This is a genomic window from Propioniciclava sp. (genome assembly GCF_036744435.1).
Classification (GTDB): Bacteria; Actinomycetota; Actinomycetes; order Propionibacteriales; family Propionibacteriaceae; genus Propioniciclava.
Genome location: NZ_DAIOIA010000067.1, coordinates 1 through 16,259, shown reverse-complemented (window position 1 = coordinate 16,259; position 16,259 = coordinate 1). Strand labels below are relative to the sequence as shown.

General features: G+C 68.7%; 17 protein-coding genes. 13 read left to right on the top strand and 4 right to left on the bottom strand.

Features of this window, described 5'->3' with window-relative positions; genetic code table 11:
- Positions 1-137 precede the first annotated feature (137 nt).
- Positions 138-1,043: an aldo/keto reductase gene (locus tag V7E09_RS09725; protein ID WP_324511784.1), complete on the bottom strand. Its 906-nt coding sequence runs from the start codon at positions 1,041-1,043 to the stop codon at positions 138-140.
- 90 nt (positions 1,044-1,133) lie between these two features.
- Entirely contained in the window at positions 1,134-1,973 is an 840-nt protein-coding gene (locus V7E09_RS09720) for an undecaprenyl-diphosphate phosphatase (RefSeq protein WP_324511785.1), read from the bottom strand.
- A gap of 116 nt (positions 1,974-2,089) precedes the next feature.
- Between V7E09_RS09720 and mshC the strand changes: the two genes are divergently transcribed.
- The 4 genes from mshC to V7E09_RS09700 all read left to right on the top strand — a co-directional run bounded on the left by mshC (position 2,090) and on the right by V7E09_RS09700 (position 4,995).
- Positions 2,090-3,328 (top strand): cysteine--1-D-myo-inosityl 2-amino-2-deoxy-alpha-D-glucopyranoside ligase, encoded by a 1,239-nt coding sequence (gene mshC / locus V7E09_RS09715; RefSeq protein WP_324523314.1) that lies wholly within the window; start codon positions 2,090-2,092, stop codon positions 3,326-3,328.
- A gap of 97 nt (positions 3,329-3,425) precedes the next feature.
- Positions 3,426-3,689, top strand: coding sequence for a phosphoribosyl-ATP diphosphatase (locus tag V7E09_RS09710; protein ID WP_324511764.1), 264 nt, complete (start codon positions 3,426-3,428; stop codon positions 3,687-3,689).
- 26 nt (positions 3,690-3,715) lie between these two features.
- Positions 3,716-4,561 (top strand): ATP phosphoribosyltransferase, encoded by an 846-nt coding sequence (hisG, locus tag V7E09_RS09705; RefSeq protein WP_324523315.1) that lies wholly within the window; start codon positions 3,716-3,718, stop codon positions 4,559-4,561.
- Entirely contained in the window at positions 4,549-4,995 is a 447-nt protein-coding gene (locus V7E09_RS09700) for a PH domain-containing protein (RefSeq protein ID WP_324511765.1), read from the top strand. The genes hisG and V7E09_RS09700 overlap by 13 nt, the downstream gene beginning before the upstream one ends.
- Positions 4,996-5,020: 25 nt before the next feature.
- Here V7E09_RS09700 and V7E09_RS09695 read toward each other — a convergent pair whose 3' ends face one another.
- Positions 5,021-5,524 carry a hypothetical protein gene (locus V7E09_RS09695; RefSeq protein WP_324523313.1) on the bottom strand — a complete coding sequence of 168 codons (504 nt, stop codon included), beginning with the start codon at positions 5,522-5,524 and terminating at the stop codon, positions 5,021-5,023.
- Positions 5,525-5,583: 59 nt separating this feature from the next.
- Here V7E09_RS09695 and V7E09_RS09690 point away from each other — a divergent pair, with 59 nt between their 5' ends.
- The 7 genes from V7E09_RS09690 to pheT all read left to right on the top strand — a co-directional run bounded on the left by V7E09_RS09690 (position 5,584) and on the right by pheT (position 12,303).
- Positions 5,584-6,087, top strand: a complete 504-nt coding sequence (locus tag V7E09_RS09690; protein ID WP_324523312.1) for an SseB family protein — start codon at positions 5,584-5,586, stop codon at positions 6,085-6,087.
- Positions 6,088-6,309: 222 nt separating this feature from the next.
- Complete coding sequence (infC, locus tag V7E09_RS09685; RefSeq protein WP_324511768.1) at positions 6,310-7,011, top strand: translation initiation factor IF-3; 702 nt, start codon at positions 6,310-6,312, stop codon at positions 7,009-7,011.
- 66 nt (positions 7,012-7,077) lie between these two features.
- The gene (gene rpmI, locus V7E09_RS09680) at positions 7,078-7,272 is read left to right on the top strand and encodes a 50S ribosomal protein L35 (RefSeq protein WP_324511769.1); all 195 of its coding nucleotides are present in this window, start codon (positions 7,078-7,080) and stop codon (positions 7,270-7,272) included.
- A 41-nt stretch (positions 7,273-7,313) separates the two neighbouring features.
- Complete coding sequence (rplT, locus tag V7E09_RS09675) at positions 7,314-7,679, top strand: 50S ribosomal protein L20 (RefSeq protein WP_324511770.1); 366 nt, start codon at positions 7,314-7,316, stop codon at positions 7,677-7,679.
- Positions 7,680-7,772: 93 nt separating this feature from the next.
- Positions 7,773-8,621 carry a TrmH family RNA methyltransferase gene (locus tag V7E09_RS09670; RefSeq protein WP_442956869.1) on the top strand — a complete coding sequence of 283 codons (849 nt, stop codon included), beginning with the start codon at positions 7,773-7,775 and terminating at the stop codon, positions 8,619-8,621.
- A 17-nt stretch (positions 8,622-8,638) separates the two neighbouring features.
- On the top strand, positions 8,639-9,748 hold the full coding sequence (pheS, locus tag V7E09_RS09665; protein WP_324511772.1) for a phenylalanine--tRNA ligase subunit alpha: 1,110 nt from the start codon (positions 8,639-8,641) through the stop codon (positions 9,746-9,748).
- Complete coding sequence (gene pheT / locus V7E09_RS09660) at positions 9,745-12,303, top strand: phenylalanine--tRNA ligase subunit beta (RefSeq protein ID WP_324511773.1); 2,559 nt, start codon at positions 9,745-9,747, stop codon at positions 12,301-12,303. The genes pheS and pheT overlap by 4 nt, the downstream gene beginning before the upstream one ends.
- Before the next feature lie 116 nt (positions 12,304-12,419).
- On the opposite strand, the gene V7E09_RS09655 is transcribed toward pheT, so the two are convergent.
- Positions 12,420-12,875 (bottom strand): hypothetical protein, encoded by a 456-nt coding sequence (locus V7E09_RS09655; protein WP_324511774.1) that lies wholly within the window; start codon positions 12,873-12,875, stop codon positions 12,420-12,422.
- Between the two features lie 149 nt (positions 12,876-13,024).
- Here V7E09_RS09655 and V7E09_RS09650 point away from each other — a divergent pair, with 149 nt between their 5' ends.
- Both V7E09_RS09650 and V7E09_RS09645 read left to right on the top strand, forming a co-directional pair.
- On the top strand, positions 13,025-15,550 hold the full coding sequence (locus tag V7E09_RS09650) for a DEAD/DEAH box helicase (RefSeq protein ID WP_324511775.1): 2,526 nt from the start codon (positions 13,025-13,027) through the stop codon (positions 15,548-15,550).
- Positions 15,551-15,598: 48 nt separating this feature from the next.
- Positions 15,599-16,258, top strand: coding sequence for a YdeI/OmpD-associated family protein (locus V7E09_RS09645; protein ID WP_324511776.1), 660 nt, complete (start codon positions 15,599-15,601; stop codon positions 16,256-16,258).
- Position 16,259 lies beyond the last annotated feature (1 nt).

Genomic DNA, 16,259 nt, shown 5'->3' with positions numbered 1-16,259 from the left:
CACGTGAGCAAGGCCCCTGTTGTGGAGTGATCCAGAACAGGGGCCTTGTCGTTGCCCAAGGCGGATCAGCCCCTCGGAAGGTCGCCCTCACGCGAGGAGACGTCGGCGGCGCCACGCCGTTCGTGCAGCGGGCCGCGTCAAAGATCGCGGGCTTCGTTCGGCCCGCCCGAGACATCGTCGAGAGCCCTGGCAATCTCCTGGGGAAGAGTCATGTCCTCCGCCTCCAGATAGGGTTCCAGGTGGGCCGCTGACCGAACGCCGAGCAGGGGAGCGGTAACCCCCGGTGCGTCCCGGACCCACAGGTAGGCGACCTGAAGGGGCGTCATGCCGAGGCCGTCTGCGGCCTTGGCGACCGCCTCCACGACGGCGCGCGAGCGCGGCTCGAGGTAGGGCTCCACGTACCAGTGAAAGTGGGGTGTGGCGCCGCGGGATCCCCGCGGAACGCCCGTCCTGTATTTGCCGGTCAGCACACCCCGGCCCAAGGGAGACCAGGGGAAGAAGCCCATGTCGAAATGGCTCAGCGCGGGCAACACCTCGACCTCGGCCCGGCGGGCCAGCAGCGAGTATTCGACCTGGTTGCTGATCACGGGCGCCCGGCCGGGGACCGCACGTTGCCAGGTTGCCGCCGTGGCGGTCTGCCAGCCCACGAAGTTCGACACTCCGACGTAGCGGGCCATCCCCGAACTCACCGCGAAGTCGAGTGCGGCGAGCGTCTCCTCTAGGGGGGCGTGACCCCAGGCATGTACCTGCCACAGGTCTACGTAGTCGGTGTCGAGGCGATCCAGGGACCCGCGCAGATCGTCCAGGAGGGCCGCGCGGGAGGTGTCGACGACGCGGGCTCCCTCCCGGAAGACGAACCCCGCCTTGGTGGCGATGACGAGGTCCTCACGACGCACGTCGGTGCGCAGCATCCGACCCAGCATTCGCTCGGCCTCCCCGCGTCCGTAGGCGGGAGCGGTGTCGATCAGGGATCCGGCAGCGTCCACGAACCGGCGCACGCAACTGCGGGCGTCGTCGAAGCGCGTGTCGCGGCCCCAGGTCATCGTGCCCAGCCCGGCGCGCGAGACCGTCAGACCGCTGAATCCGACACTGCGGTCGCTGAAGGTTCCCGTGATCGCCACCACCGCCTCCGATCAGATGGGGGAGATGACGTTGGCCACCAGCAATCCCCCGATGATCAGGGCGAGCACGACGCGGTAGATGACGAAGGCGGTGAAGTTGTTCGTGGCGACGAACTTCAGCAGCCACGCGATCGAGAGGTACGCCACCGCGAAGGAGACCACGATGCCGATGATTGTGGCCAGCCAGCCCACTCCGCCGGGACCGGAGATGTCGGAGGCGGCGGAGATGGCCTGGTAGCTGCCGGCGGCAACCAGGGTGGGGATGCCCAGGAAGAAGCTCATCCGGGTCGCCGTGACCCGGTCGATCCCCAGGAACAGTGCCCCGGAGATGGTGGCGCCGGAGCGGCTCACGCCCGGGACCAGCGAGAAGCACTGGATGAGACCCAGCAACGCGCCGTCCTTCCAGGTGATGGTGTGCTCGCCTCGATCCTGCTTGCCGAACCGATCGGCACAGAACATGACGACGCTCCACGCCAGCAGGCCGCCGACGACGAACCACAGCGACCGAAGCGGTCCTTCGATGAGGTCTTTCAGCGCGAACGCGATGACGGCCGTCACGAGGAACCCGGCGATGATGGCCCACCCGAGGTGGAAGTCCGGTCCCCGCTTCTCCTTGTTGGCCAGCCCGGAGAACCAGGCGCCGGCGATGCGGACGATGTCGGCGAAGAAGTACACGATCGACGCGATCATCGCGCCGATCTGGATGATGGCGGTGTAGGCCGTCACCGACTTGTCGTTGATCGGGAGCCCCATGAGGCTCTCGGCGACGGTGAGGTGCCCGGTCGAGCTGATCGGAAGGAACTCCGTCACCCCCTCCACGATGCCCAAGATGACCGACTGCCACCATTCCAACATGCTGTGCTTCTCCGCTCGTTCGCCGAATCAGACATCTCAGCGTAGCCCGGTCGGGCCCGACTAGGCTGTCGGGGGCGCGGCACCGAGCCGCCCACGAGCCGCGAGGAGAATGCATGAAGGCGTGGTCCCGTCCGCAGATCCCGACCCTGGCGCCGGACCCCGCGATGCCGCGGGTTCACGACTCCGCCTCCGGTGTTTCGGTCGAGGTGGGGCGCGGCGAGGGGCCCGCGCGCATGTATGTGTGCGGGATCACCCCCTATGACGCTACGCATCTGGGGCACGCCAATACCTACGTCGCGTTCGACCTTCTTCAGCGAGTCTGGTTGGACGCCGGACGCGAGGTGATCTACACCCAGAACGTCACCGACGTGGACGATCCGCTCCTGGAACGCGCCGCGGCCACGGGCGTCGCCTGGGAGAAGTTGGCTGCGGAGCAGATCGACCTGTTCCGAACCGACATGGAGGCGCTGCGTGTGATCCCGCCCACGCACTACGTGGGGGCAGTGGAGTCCATCGACTGGGTGGTCACGATGGTGCAGCGCCTCATCGAGGCGGGGCTGGTCTATCAGGTGGACGATCCTCAGTACCCCGACTGGTATTTCGCCAGTTCCCAGGTTCCGACCTTCGGCGGCGTGGCCCACCTCGATCGCGAGCAGGCACTCGCGGTGTTCGGCGAGCGTGGCGGCGACCCGGAGCGTCCCGGCAAGCGGGACGCGCTGGACTGCCTGGTGTGGCGCCTCGAGCGCCCAGGGGAGCCCGCCTGGGACTCCGCGCTGGGGCGTGGGCGTCCCGGCTGGCACATCGAATGCTCGGCGATCGCTGTGCGGACGCTGGGGGAGGAGTTCGACGTGCAGGGCGGCGGGTCGGATCTGCTCTTTCCCCATCACGAGATGAGCGCGGCGGAGGGCACTGCGGTCACGAGGACGCCGTTCGCGCGGGTGTTCGCCCATGGCGGCATGGTCGGGTACGAGGGCGAGAAGATGTCCAAGAGCCGTGGGAACCTCGTTCTGGTGTCCCGTCTCCGTGCTGCGGGAACCGACCCGATGGCGATCCGGCTGGTGTTGCTGGCCCATCACTATCGGGCGGACTGGGAGTACACGGATGCGGACCTCGTGGCAGCGCAGGAGCGGCTGCTGGCTTGGCGGGGCGCCGTCGCCGACGCGACGGGCTTCCCGGCGGGCTCAACGATCGCGACGATCCGGGGTGCCCTCCGTGACGACCTTGACGCGCCGGCTGCGCTGGCGGCGGTCGATGCGTGGGTGGCCGCCTCGGCCGCCGTCGACTCCGACGACACGGGTGCTGTGGCCGACATGGCGACGGCGATCGACGCCCTCCTCGGCGTCCGGCTCTAGCGACGATCCGGCGCCGAGGGTGGCTGCGGTGCGCGGCCGCGTCCGCCGCGCTCGGACCGGGATCGCGTCCCGCCTGGCCCCAGTAGACTTCGGCCACGTGAAGACGTTCGAGGAACTGTTCGCGGAGTTGTCCGCCAAGGCTCAGGCGCGACCGGCCGGATCCGGCACGGTGAAGGAGTTGGACGCTGGCGTCCATGCGATCGGCAAGAAGATCGTGGAGGAGGCCGCCGAGGTGTGGATGGCGGCCGAGTTCCAGTCCGACGCCGAGGCGTCCGAGGAGATCAGTCAGCTGCTGTACCACGTGCAGGTGATGATGATCGCCAAAGGGCTCACCCTCGACGATGTCTACCGCTACCTGTGAGGGGAACGACCGTGAACGATCGCTCGCTGCTGCGCATCGCGCTGCCGAACAAGGGCTCGCTGGCTGAGGCCACCCAGGCCATGCTGCGCGAGGCCGGCTATGCCCAGCGCTCCGACAGCAAGGATCTCGTCCTGCTGGATGAGGCCAACGGTGTCGAGTTCTACTACCTGCGTCCGCGTGACATCGCCGTGTACGTGGGGGAGCGGACGCTCGACCTGGGCTTCACCGGGCGCGACTTGCTGCTCGATTCCGGCGCCGACGCCGAGGAGGTGCTTGCCCTGGGGTTCGGCGGCACCCGGTTCCGATTCGCCGCCCCCGCAGCTTCGGCCTGGTCAGTGGCCGATCTCGACGGGACGCGGATCGCCACCTCCTACCCGGGCTTACTGGGCACCTACCTGCAGCGCCACGGGGTCTCGGCGCGGCTGATCAAGCTCGATGGGGCAGTGGAGAGCGCCGTGCGGCTAGGAGTCGCCGACGCCATCGCCGATGTGGTGGAGACGGGCTCCACTCTCAAGCGCGCGGGACTGGAGGTGTTCGGGGAGCCGATCCTGGCCTCCGAGGCCATTTTGATCCAGCCCCGCGGGGCGCAGGAGCCTGCCGGACTCGGGTTGCTGCTGCGTCGGCTCGCCGGGGTGATGACGGCCCGCAACTACAAGATGGTGGACTACAACATCGTCGCGGAGAAGCTCGACGCTGCTGCCGCAATCACGCCCGGGATCGACAGCCCTACGGTGTCCCCGTTGGCGCGCGACGGCTGGTTCGCCGTCCGGGCGATGATCCCGGCCAAGCAGGCCCCCCAGATCATGGACGACCTGTGGGAGGTCGGCGCGGAAGGGATCCTGGTCACCGACATCGCGGCGTGCCGACTGTGACCGCGGAGGGGACGTTCGAGGCGCATCCGCACCTCCTGCGTCGTCAGGCGATGATCTGGACCGTCGTCATGTTCGGTGCGGCCCTGTTCGGCTGGTTCAGCTTGCCGGCCGCGATCCGGGCCATGTTCACGCTGCCGCAGACCTTGACGCTGCTGTTCTTCCTGGCGTTCATGCTCGGCATCGTCTGGGTGGTCGCCAGCGGCTACGTGCGTGCCGATGCCCAGGGGCTGTCGGGACGTAACGGGTTGCGCCGCTTTCATTACCGCTGGGACGAGGTGGAGTCCATCCGGTACCGCGAAGGCGACCACTGGGCGTTTGTGGAACTGCAGGACACCACGGACCGCCCGCTGTTGGGGATCATGCGTTCCGACGGTGACGCGGCGCAGGAGAAGGTCGAAGAACTCCAGGAGCTGGCGCGACGCCACCTCGCCTGAGCCGGCGGCTCGCCGATCGGGTGGCTCAGTTGATGCCGCGCTTGCGCAGCAGTTCGCTGATCTCGTCGAACTCAGACTCCGAGCTGGAACCGGCTGGCGGTGTCGATGTCGTGGCAGGCCGCGGCGCGCTCGCCGCTGCCGGGCGAGCAGGCAGACCTGCGGCGGAGGGGGCGCCCTTCACCGGGGTGGGCTGCTTGCCCGCCTTGGCGGCCTCCCGGCGATCCTTGGCCGACTCCGAGGGAATGAGGCGGCTGCCGACCAGGAGCAGAGCGCCGAGGCCGCCGAGGACGAGACCGACCCATTCGATCGGCGTGAACTGGAGACCGTTCCACCAGGCGTACAGCGTCCGGGCGGCGCCTTCGGCCGCTGTTCCGAGGCCGGCGAGGTACACGGCCATCGGCAGCAGGGTCAGCCCGATCCACCAGAACACGGTCTTGACCTGCGCGCGGCGCCAGATCAGGGCGGTCACGACGACGCACACCACGGTGGCCACGGCGGCGATCAGCAGGTGGATGATGTTCGGATCCATGGCTCCCAGCCTACGGGGTCGGTTTTGGGCTCGCGGCGTCCGTGTGCGAGCGTGGGCACATGAGGACCCTGGGACAGCCGAATGCCGCCTTTGCCGGCGACCGTGGAGATCCCGATCCTGCGTTGCGAGCGATGCTGGCCCGTGCCTATGACGGGGACCTCGCCTACTCGCGGGCGGTGGCAGCGCTGTGCACTGCGCGCCTGCTGTTGCCGATCGTCGCCGAGGGGGATGAATCGGGGGAGAACCCTGATCCCGATCGCCGCGCGGAAATGGCGGCCGTGCTCGTGCGCTCAGACACGGGTGCCATAGCCGTTCCCGTCTTCACGGGACTGGATGCGCTCACGGCATGGAAGGCCGACGCGCGGCCGGTGCCCTGCACGTTGGACGATGTGGCCGCCACCGCAGTGGAGACGGGGTCCACTGCGGTCCTGGTCGACCTCCCGGGACCGCATCCGGTGGTGATCGAACGGGAGCTGATTGACGAACTGGCGCGCGGGCGTCGCCTGGTCGAACTGGCCGATGGGGGCTTTGGCTGGCTGTTTCGGGAGTCCGCACCGCAGTGAGCCCGCCCCGGGTTGGGCGCGAGTCCGGCATCAGCTATCATGGAGTGGTTCGACCACCTTTGAGGTGCGTCCGAAACAAGTGGAGTGACCAAGCTCCCACCCGATCGGCATCACGTCGACGGGTCCACCCGGTGCCCCGGAACTCTCGGGCGAGCGCCGTCTGCTTGGGCCTCCGCATGGTGCGGGGGCCTTTTCTGGTGGTGGAGCGCCCCGCATCAACGTATGGAGGAACCCATCAGCACTGAACCGCGCATCAACGAGCGCATTCATGTGAACGAAGTCCGCCTCGTCGGCCCCAACGGCGAGCAGGTGGGCATCGTGCGCATCGACGACGCCTTGCGTCTGGCCCGGGAGGCGGATCTCGATCTGGTCGAGGTGGCCCCGATGGCCCGACCCCCCGTCGCCAAGCTCATGGACTACGGCAAGTTCAAGTACGAGTCGGCGCAGAAGGCGCGCGAGAGCCGCCGCAACCAGGCGAACACCGTCATCAAGGAGATGAAGCTTCGCCCGAAGATCGACTCCCACGATTACGAGACCAAGAAGGGTCACGTCGTGCGCTTCCTGCGCGGCGGCGACAAGGTCAAGATCACGATCATGTTCCGCGGCCGTGAGCAGAGCCGCCCGGAACTGGGCTTCAACCTGCTGAAGAAGCTGGCAGGCGACGTCGCCGAGGACGGCACGATCGAGTCCCAGCCACGTCAGGACGGCCGCAACATGCTCATGGTGCTGGCCCCGACGCGGAAAAAGGCCGAAGCACGTGAGCAGGAGAAGGCCGACAAGGCTGACAAGGCCGCTCAGCGTCAGGCCGATGCCGAAGCCGAGGCACGCGAGCAGGCCGAGATGCGCGCCGCGCACCAGGCCAAGTCTGAGCCCAAGAGGAAGCGCGGCCCCGCCGACAACCTGGATCCCGACATCGATCTGTAAGGGGCGGGTCCCACGGCCGGCAACGGCCCACGAACGCGAGTTCACGAGAAGAAAGAGAGCGGCGACATGCCGAAGATGAAGACCCACTCGGGTGCCAAGAAGCGGTTCCGGGTCACCGGAAGCGGCAAGATCATGCGCCGTCAGGCGGGCAAGATGCACCTGAACGAGCACAAGCCCACCAAGCGCACCCGCCGGTTGAGCGGCGACGTCGTGGTCAGCTCCGCCGACGTCAAGACGGCGCGCAAGCTGCTCGGCAAGTGAGCCGAACCACCCACTAGGCATTTCAACAAGGAGATTCGATCATGGCACGCGTCAAGCGCGCAGTGAACGCGACGAAGAAGCGTCGCGAGGTTCTGGACCAGGCGTCCGGCTACCGGGGGCAGCGTTCGCGCCTCTACCGCAAGGCGAAGGAGCAGTTGCTCCACAGCGCGACGTACAGCTACGCGCACCGCAAGGACAAGAAGGGCGACTTCCGCTCGTTGTGGATCCAGCGGATCAACGCGGCCGCTCGCGCCAACGGCATGACGTACAACCGATTTATCTCGGGCCTCAAGGCCGCTGGCGTTGAGGTCGACCGCAAGATCCTGGCGGATCTGGCCGTGACCGACGAGGGCGCGTTCGCGTCGCTGGTCGAACTGGCCAAGGCGAACCAGCCTGCGGCTGCCTGAGAGCACTCCTCAACGCTGCGCGGCAGCCCCGGCTTTGGCTGGGTGCTGCCGCGTTCGCGTGCCTGAGCGCCGCGATAGCACGGTTGTGACAAGGTGACGATGGACGGGGGAAGGAACGACATGACGCAGGACCGCCTGGAACTCGACGAACCCAGCAAGGTCGTTCTTCGGGAATCGCGTGGGCTGTTGCGCTCCAAGGAGCGCCGTGCACAGGGCCGTTTCCTGGTCGAGGGCCGCCAGGCCGTTCGGGAGGCGCTGCGGCGCGCCGGTTCAGTGCGGCGCCTCTTCGTGCGCTGGGACAGCGCCCGGGAGAACCTGGATCTGATCGGCGCAGCGCGCGAGTCGAACGTGCCCGTGTTCGGGGTCAGCGAGCAGAATCTCGCCACCATGTCGGACACGGTGTCCCCCCAGGGCGTGATCGCCGTGGCGGACGCCGTCGACGTCACGCTCGCCCAGGCGCTGGGGGCGGCGCCGCGTCTCGTCGTGGTGTGCGATCAGATCCGCGACCCTGGCAACGCCGGCACCGTCATCCGCTGCGCCGACGCGTTCGGCGCGGACGCCGTGCTCATGTCGACCGACTCGGTCGACATCCATAATCCCAAAGTCGTCCGCGCAAGCGTGGGCAGCATCTTTCATCTCCCCATCGTGGTCGGCGTGGATCTGGCCGCAGGCCTGGACGCCTGCCGGGGTGCGGGGCTCCAGGTGTGGGCGACCGACGGCGAGGCCGAGGCCACACTGCTCGACCTGGGGGAGGCACTCGCCCGCCCCACCGCCTGGGTGATGGGGAACGAGGCGTGGGGGCTGCCCCTCGAGCATCGGCAACTCGCTGATCGTGCGGTGGCCGTTCCGCTGTACGGTCATGCCGAATCCCTCAACCTGGCGACCGCGGCCGCCATCTGCCTCTACACCTCCGCCAGCAGCCAACGCGCAACCGGACACTGAACCGACAAGGAGGGCCCATGTCAGGGCCGAACGACAACTACGATCCCAAGCAAGTGGCCGCGCTCGGCGCCGAGGCGCTGGACGCCATGGTCACGGACGCGCTGACCGCTTTCGCCGCAGCCGCCACCACCACCGAGTTGAAGGCGGCAAGGCTGGCCCATGTCGGCGAGAAGTCGCCGATCGCGCTGGCCAACCGCGAGATCGGGGCGCTCCCGCCCGCAGCACGCAAGGACGCCGGGCAGCGTATGGGACGTGCCCGGGGACAGCTGAACGCGGCGTTGTCGGCGCGGCAGGCCGAACTGCAAGCGTCCGAACTGGAGGCGGCGCTGGCGTCCGAAGCGGTGGATGTGACCCTGCCCGTGGCGCTGGCGCCCGAAGGGGCCATCCATCCGATCACCGGGCTGATGGACCTCATGTCGGACGTGTTCGTCGCGATGGGGTGGGAGGTCGCCGAGGGACCCGAGGTCGAGGCCGAGTGGCTGAACTTCGACGCCCTCAACATCGGGCGTGACCACCCGGCACGTGGCGAGTCCGACACCATCTTCGTCGCCCCCGCGGGGGTCCATCGCGTCCTGCGCACCCACACCTCGCCGGTGCAGATCCGCTCCCTGCTCGACCGCCCCCTGCCCGTGTACGTGGTCTGTCCCGGGAAGGTGTACCGGGCGGACGAATTCGACGCCACGCACGTGCCTGTCTTCCATCAGATCGAGGGCCTCGTCGTTGACAAGGGCATCACGATGGCTCACCTCAAGGGCACCCTCGACCACCTCGCCCAGGCGATGTTCGGTGACGTGCGCACGCGTTTCCGGCCCAACTATTTCCCGTTCACCGAACCCAGCGCCGAGATGGATCTGGAGTGCTTCGTGTGTCATGGGGCCTCGGTGGGTAACCCTGATGCCCCGTGCCGCACCTGCCGCAGCGAGGGCTGGATCGAATGGGGCGGATGCGGCGTCGTCAACCCGCGCGTGCTGCGTGCTGCGGGGATCGACGCCGACGAGTACACCGGTTTCGCGTTTGGCATGGGGATCGAACGCACCTTGATGTTCCGGAACAACGCCGCCGACATGCGCGACATGGTCGAGGGAGACGTCCGGTTCAGCCGGGCGCTGAAGGGAGAGGCCCGATGAGGGCGACGAAGAGCTGGATCGGCGAGTACGCAGCGCTACCTGAGGGCATCAGCGGACGCGAACTGGGTGAGGCACTGGTGCGGGCCGGGCTGGAAGTCGAGTCGGTGGAGACGGTCGGCGGCGATGTCGCTGGACCCGTCGTGATCGGACGCGTCCTGGGCCTGGTGGAGGAGCCGCAGAAGAACGGCAAGGTGATTCGCTGGTGCCACGTTGACGTCGGCTCCGCCCATGCGCCGCAGGAGGCACCGGCCCCGTTGGTGCGGGGCGGAGTCACCACCCCCCTCGAGCGGGAGGCGGCACCGTTCTGGCCGCGGGGGATCGTGTGCGGTGCTCACAACTTCGCCGACGGGGACCTGGTCGTCGTCGCGCTGCCGGGCAGTGAACTCCCGGGCGGCTTCGGAATCGCCTCCCGGAAGACGTACGGGCACATCTCGGACGGGATGATCTGCGCCGAGGACGAACTGGGCATCGGTTCGGATCACAGCGGAATCATCGTCCTGCCGGAGGCCGACGCCGAGGGTAGGCCGTGGGTCATCGGTGCGGGGGCTTTGGACGCGATGGGCGTGGTCGATGACGTGCTGGAAATGCCGATCACCTCCGACATGGGCTACTGCCTGTCGGTGCGAGGGCTGGCGCGTGAGGCCGCGCAGTCGCTGGGCGTCACGTTCACCGATGTCGTCGCGCTCCCGACCCCAGACGAGCACGCAGACGGCCACCCCGTGAGCATTCAGACGCGGGCCAGCGCCTTGTTCGTCGCGCTCACGGTGGAGGGGTTCGACCCCACCGCCGCCACTCCTGACTGGATGCGGCAGCGCCTCGCCGCCGCCGGGATGCGATCCCTGTCGCTGAGCGTGGACGTGTCCAACTACGTGATGCTGGAGACCGGTCAGCCCAACCATTGTTACGACGCCGACGCGCTACGCGGGACGCTCGTGGTCAGGCAGGCGGCTCCGGGAGAGCACCTGATCACCCTCGACGACGTCGATCGCGCCCTGGACCCGTCCGATGTGGTGATCGCCGATGACCGTGGCCCGATCGGGCTGGCCGGGATCATGGGGGGCGAGGACACCGAACTACGCGACTCGACCACGCGCATCGTGATCGAGGCGGCTCACTTCGATCCCGTGACCGTGGCGCGTTCGTCCCGACGTCACAAGCTGAGCAGCGAGGCCTCCCGGCGCTTCGAGCGTTGGGTTGATCCGGGGGCGGCCTACAGCGCGACGCGTCGCGTGGCCGACCTGCTGGTCGCGTTGGGTGGCGGGAGCGTGACGGGGGAGACCGTCATCGGTTCGGTGCCGGCCATGCCGGTCCAGCGGATCGAGGCGGCGCTTCCCGAACGCGTGCTGGGCATGGCTGTTTCCAAAGACCGCGTCGTCGAGGTGCTGCGTCGCTCCGGTGTGGAGGTGACCGCCGAGGGGGGTGCGCTCGCCCTGCGGCCTCCCACGTGGCGCTACGACCTGGTGGATCCCTACGACTATGTCGAGGAGGTGGGCATCAAGGTGGGGTTCGACCAGCTTCCCTCGGTGGTGCCTCCTGCTCCTGTGGGTCGGGGGCTCAGCCGGGAGCAGTCGGCCCGGCGCGCCCTGCTGCGCACGCTGGCCGGTGCAGGATTCGTCGAGGTGCTCACCTTCCCGTGGGCTTCGCAGGGCGACCTGGACTCGCTGGGGATCCCGGCCGGGGACGAACGGCGCGACAGCGTGCGCCTGCTCAACCCGCTGGCTGATACGGCACCGCTGCTGCGCACCACGGTCCTCCCGGGGTTGTTCGGGGCCGTGCAGCGCAATGCGTCGCGCGGCTTCGACGATGCCGCGCTGATGGAGATCGGCCGGGTGTTCTTCAGCGTTGGTGAGGAGCCCTCTCCGGAGCCGGGTGTGGCGGAGCGTCCCAGTGATGGTGTGCTCGCCGACATCGCCGCGACGCTGCCGCGGCAGCCGCGGCATCTGGGGGCGGTCGTCGCCGGGGATTGGCGATCGGCCGGATGGGAGGGACCCGCACAAGCGGCGGGCTGGCAGCAGGTGTTCGGGCTGGCCGAGTTGGCAGGACGCACCGTGGGCGTCCCCGTGGAGCGGCGGCCGGCCACGTCGGCGCCCTGGCATCCGGGCCGGTGCGCCGCATTGGTGGCGGGCGGACTGGTCGTGGGGTACGCCGGTGAACTGCACCCGTCGGTCATCAAGGCGTTCTCCTTGCCACCGCGGACGGCCGCGCTCGAACTCGATCTGGATGCGCTGATCGCCCAGGTGGGCGGGCCGGGATCGTTGCCTCCGGTGTCGGCCCATCCGGTTGCCAAGGAGGACATCGCCTTGGTCGTCGGCGAGTCGGTGTCGGTCGCTGACCTGCATGCCGCCGTCGTGGCCGGTGCCGGTTCCTTGCTGGAGGAGGCGACCCTGTTCGACATCTACCGGGGTGTGCCGGTGCCTGCGGGCAGCAAGTCGGTGGCGTTCGCGTTGCGGTTCCGGGCTCAGGACCGGACGTTGACCGCCGAGGAGGTGGCGGCGGCGCGTGACGCGGCGATCGCCGCGACGGCAGCGCTGGGGGCCTCCTTGCGCGCCGAGTGACGGTCGAGCCTGTGCCGTGGGGAGCCCTCTGTCCGACGGGGGCTCCCCACCGGCGCGTCCGGGTAGAGAAGCGGCCCGCGCGCCAAGGGGACGTCGCGCTCGGAGAGTCCTGGTCCCTACCGCGCGAGCCGGGTGAGGTCGTTGTTCGCCGCGAGGTCGTCCAAGGAGATGAGCTTGTGGAACTGCGGCGCGGGCTCGTCAGAGACCGCGGTCCCGGTCAGACCCACCGACAAGGTCGCGTCGGGCACCGGCAGCGTCACGACGGCGGGTGCGACCGCAGCCTGAAGTCGCTCATAGGTGGCGGCCAGTTCGGCGACCGTGGTGTCGCCGGTGACGGCGGTGAGGGCGACGTGTTTCATCTCACTGAGCCCGCCCCGCACCCGGTACCTGACCTGCAGGTGATCGGCCGGGACCACGGTCGCGGCGGCTGTCGCCGTCGCGTTCTCCCAGGGGGTCGCATCGACGGCGGAGGCGCAGCCGGCCATGGCCAGGCTCAGTGCGACTGCCAGGCAGCAGAGGCGAGCTGACAGCCGATCGCGGGCCGCATGCAGGGGCGTTGGCTCGTCCTTCATCCGTTCTCCTTCGTGAACGCGCGAACATAACGGTGTGGTGCATCGGCGAGCGGGGTCAGCATAGCGATCCGCGCCTCGGCGGACGGCGGCGTGGCGCAGTGGGCCGGTGCCCTGGGCGAGGCCCGCAGGCGTGAGATCATGAGGGGGACATGACGCTCTTGGATTACCTGCCTGCCGCAGGCCACCGTTCCGACGCAGACGCCCTTTACGAAGCATTCGTATCGTGGGCAGGACGCGACGGGCTCACCCTGTACCCGCATCAGGACGAGGCACTGATCGAGATCCTGGGCGGCGCGAACGTCGTGGTCACCACCCCGACCGGATCAGGCAAGTCGCTGATCGCGACCGGGGCGCACTTCGCCGCGCTCAACCTCGGGCAGCGTAGTTACTACACCGCCCCCATCAAGGCGCTGGTGAGCGAGAAGTTCTTCGCTCTCGTGGACGCTTTCGGTGCCGAGAACGTCGGCATGGTGACGGGGGACGCCTCGGTCAACCCGGAGGCGCCCATTGTGTGCTGCACCGCGGAGATCCTGGCCAACATCGCCCTGCGCGAGGGGGGTGACGCCGACGTCGGCCAGGTGATCATGGACGAGTTCCACTTCATCGCGGACCCCGATCGTGGATGGGCCTGGCACGTCCCGTTGGTGGAGATGCCGCACACCCAGTTCGTGATCATGTCGGCGACCTTGGGCGATGTGACGCGGCTGGCCACGAGCCTGAGCGACACCACCGGGCGCGAGACCGCGGTGATCGGCGGGGTGACCCGCCCTGTTCCGCTGACCTTTTCCTGGTCGCTCGAGCCCGCGCATGAGACCATCGCGAACCTGGTCGCGACCCATCAGGCCCCGGTCTACGTCGTGCACGGAACGCAGGCCGCCGCGGTGGAGCGAGCACAGGCGCTGCTGAGCCAGGGGATCGCGGGGAGCGGACACCGCGAAGCGCTGGCAGAGGAGTTGCGCGGCTTCGCTTTCGCGTCGGGGTTCGGGCAGAGCCTGGCCAAGCTGCTGCGGGCGGGCATCGGCGTGCACCACGCCGGCATGCTGCCGCGCTACCGCCGGCTGGTGGAACGCCTGGCGCAGCGGGGGCTGCTGGGGGTGATCTGTGGCACCGACACCTTGGGCGTCGGCATCAACGTCCCGATTCGCACCGTGCTGTTCAGTTCGCTCACCAAGTTCGACGGACGCCGCCAGCGCGTCCTGCGCAGCCGTGAGTTCCATCAGATCGCCGGACGAGCCGGGCGCGCGGGGTACGACACGGTCGGCTACGTGGTCGCCCAAGCGCCGGAGCACGAGGTGGAGAACGCGCGGATCGTCGCGAAGTTCGCCGATGATCCGAAGAAGTTGCGTTCGGTGCGCCGCAAGAAGCCGCCGGAGGGCTTCGTCAACTATTCCGAGGCGACGTTCGCCAAGCTCATCGAGTCCGAACCGGAGGAACTCCATCCGCGGCTGAAGATCACCCACGGACTGCTGCTGAACCTGCTGCAACGTGACGAGGACACGGGTGCTGCCGTGGTCCACTTGATCGACTCGATTCATCCGGACGCCGCCACGCGCCGACGCCTCATCCGGCGGGCGGCGCAGTTGGCCCGTTCGCTTGTGCGGGCTGGGGTCGTGGAGCGTCTGGACGCCCCCACCCCGGGCGGGCGCCGCTACGTCCTGGCGGTCGACCTGCAGCGTGACTTCGCCCTCAACCAGCCGTTGTCCGCGTTCGCGCTGGCGGTCGTCGAGTCCTTGGAGGTCGAGGAGCCGACGTACGCGCTCGACGTCGTCAGCGTCATCGAGGCGACGCTGGAGGACCCGATGGTGATCTTGCTTCAGCAACAGTTCACAGCGCGGGGCGAGGCCGTCGGCGAGATGAAGGCGGATGGGCTGGAGTACGAGGAGAGGATGGCGGCGCTGGAGGAGATCACCTGGCCCAAGCCGTTGGCCGACCTCCTCACGCACACCCATCAGGTGTATGCGGCCGCCCATCCCTGGCTGGCCGAGACCCCGGTGAAGCCGAAGTCGGTCGTGCGAGACATGTACGAGCGTGGAATGCGGTTCGGCGAGTTTGTGGCGCACTACAAGGTGCAGCGCAGCGAGGGGTTGTTGCTGCGCTACCTCTCGGACGCCTACCGCGCGTTGCGCCAGACGGTTCCGGAGGCGTCCCGTACCGAGGAACTCGCCGATGTGATCGCCTGGCTGGGGGAGGTGACCCGCCTGGTGGACTCGTCGTTGATCGACGAGTGGAACCGGCTGGCGTCGTTGTCCGGCGTCGATGCCGCCGGCCCCGACGTTCCCGTGGAGCCGCTGCGCCCGGTCACGGGGAACGAGCGTGCGTTCACCGTCATGGTGCGCAATGCGCTGTGGCGCCGCATCGAACTCATGGCCGAGGACGATGTGGAGGCACTGGCCGGCCTGGAGTCGGCGCAGCCGGTGGTGATGACGAGGCCGCGCTGGGACGAGGCGCTGGGGGAGTACTGGGATGAGCATGAGGAGATCGGCACCGGCGCGGACGCCCGGGGGCCGGCCTTCTTCGCCGTCGAGAAGCGAGACCGGACGTGGCAGGTACGCCAGATCGTCGCGGACCCGGCGGGCAACCGGGACTGGGCGGTGCACGCATGGGTCGATCTGGACGAGTGCGACACGGTAGGGGACCTGGTGGTTCACGTGACGGATTTCTCCAGGCAGGACTGAGCGCGGCGCACGGTGGCCTTCCGGCGCGCCTGCGTCCACAATGGCCGCATGATCGGGCGGCTGGGTGGCACTCCGGAACGACCTGCGGTGTTCTTCGACGATGCTGCGCAGTTCCGGGCGTGGCTGGAGCGGCATCACCTGGAGCAAGCGGAACTGTGGATGGGACTGAACGCGGCTCACGTCGTCCCCCGTGGCCTGACCTGGGCTGACGCGGTTGTGGAGGCGTTGTGCTTCGGCTGGATCGATTCGGTGTCCCAGCGCATTGATGCGGCATCGAGGCGCCAGCGATGGACGCCACGGCGTGCGCGCAGCACGTGGAGCCTGGTCAACGTCCGGCACGCGGAGCGGTTGATCGCCGAGGGACGCATGACACCTGCGGGGCTGGCCGCCTTCGCGGCGCGACAACCCGAGCGGACCGGCGTGTACAGCTTTGAACGACCCGAGGGGGAACTGCGCGACGACGAGCGCGCCGAACTGGAGGCCTCGTCGAGGGCGAAGGCCTGGTGGGAGGGGGCTCCGGCCTCCTACCGGCGTGTGGTGACGGCATGGCTGGACGGGGCCAAACGCCCGGCGACCCGGGCACGCCGCTGGGGGCAGGTGCTGGAGGACAGCGCGTCCGGCCGGCTGATCCCCTCGCAGCGCTACGGGGCCGAGCCGGGGTGGGCGCAACGGCTTCGCGTGACCCTGGGGCTGGAGGAGCCCGCCTGAC

Bases quoted from the DNA above. Each gene is read 5' to 3' on its own strand.
- V7E09_RS09725 (WP_324511784.1), bottom strand. From the start codon at position 1,043: ATGACCTGGGGCCGCGACACGCGCTTCGACGACGCCCGCAGTTGCGTG.
- mshC (WP_324523314.1), top strand. From the start codon at position 2,090: ATGAAGGCGTGGTCCCGTCCGCAGATCCCGACCCTGGCGCCGGACCCC.
- V7E09_RS09695 (WP_324523313.1), bottom strand. From the start codon at position 5,524: ATGGATCCGAACATCATCCACCTGCTGATCGCCGCCGTGGCCACCGTG.
- V7E09_RS09690 (WP_324523312.1), top strand. From the start codon at position 5,584: ATGAGGACCCTGGGACAGCCGAATGCCGCCTTTGCCGGCGACCGTGGA.
- infC (WP_324511768.1), top strand. From the start codon at position 6,310: ATGGAGGAACCCATCAGCACTGAACCGCGCATCAACGAGCGCATTCAT.
- rpmI (WP_324511769.1), top strand. From the start codon at position 7,078: ATGCCGAAGATGAAGACCCACTCGGGTGCCAAGAAGCGGTTCCGGGTC.
- rplT (WP_324511770.1), top strand. From the start codon at position 7,314: ATGGCACGCGTCAAGCGCGCAGTGAACGCGACGAAGAAGCGTCGCGAG.
- pheS (WP_324511772.1), top strand. From the start codon at position 8,639: ATGTCAGGGCCGAACGACAACTACGATCCCAAGCAAGTGGCCGCGCTC.
- pheT (WP_324511773.1), top strand. From the start codon at position 9,745: ATGAGGGCGACGAAGAGCTGGATCGGCGAGTACGCAGCGCTACCTGAG.
- V7E09_RS09655 (WP_324511774.1), bottom strand. From the start codon at position 12,875: ATGAAGGACGAGCCAACGCCCCTGCATGCGGCCCGCGATCGGCTGTCA.
- V7E09_RS09650 (WP_324511775.1), top strand. From the start codon at position 13,025: ATGACGCTCTTGGATTACCTGCCTGCCGCAGGCCACCGTTCCGACGCA.
- V7E09_RS09645 (WP_324511776.1), top strand. From the start codon at position 15,599: ATGATCGGGCGGCTGGGTGGCACTCCGGAACGACCTGCGGTGTTCTTC.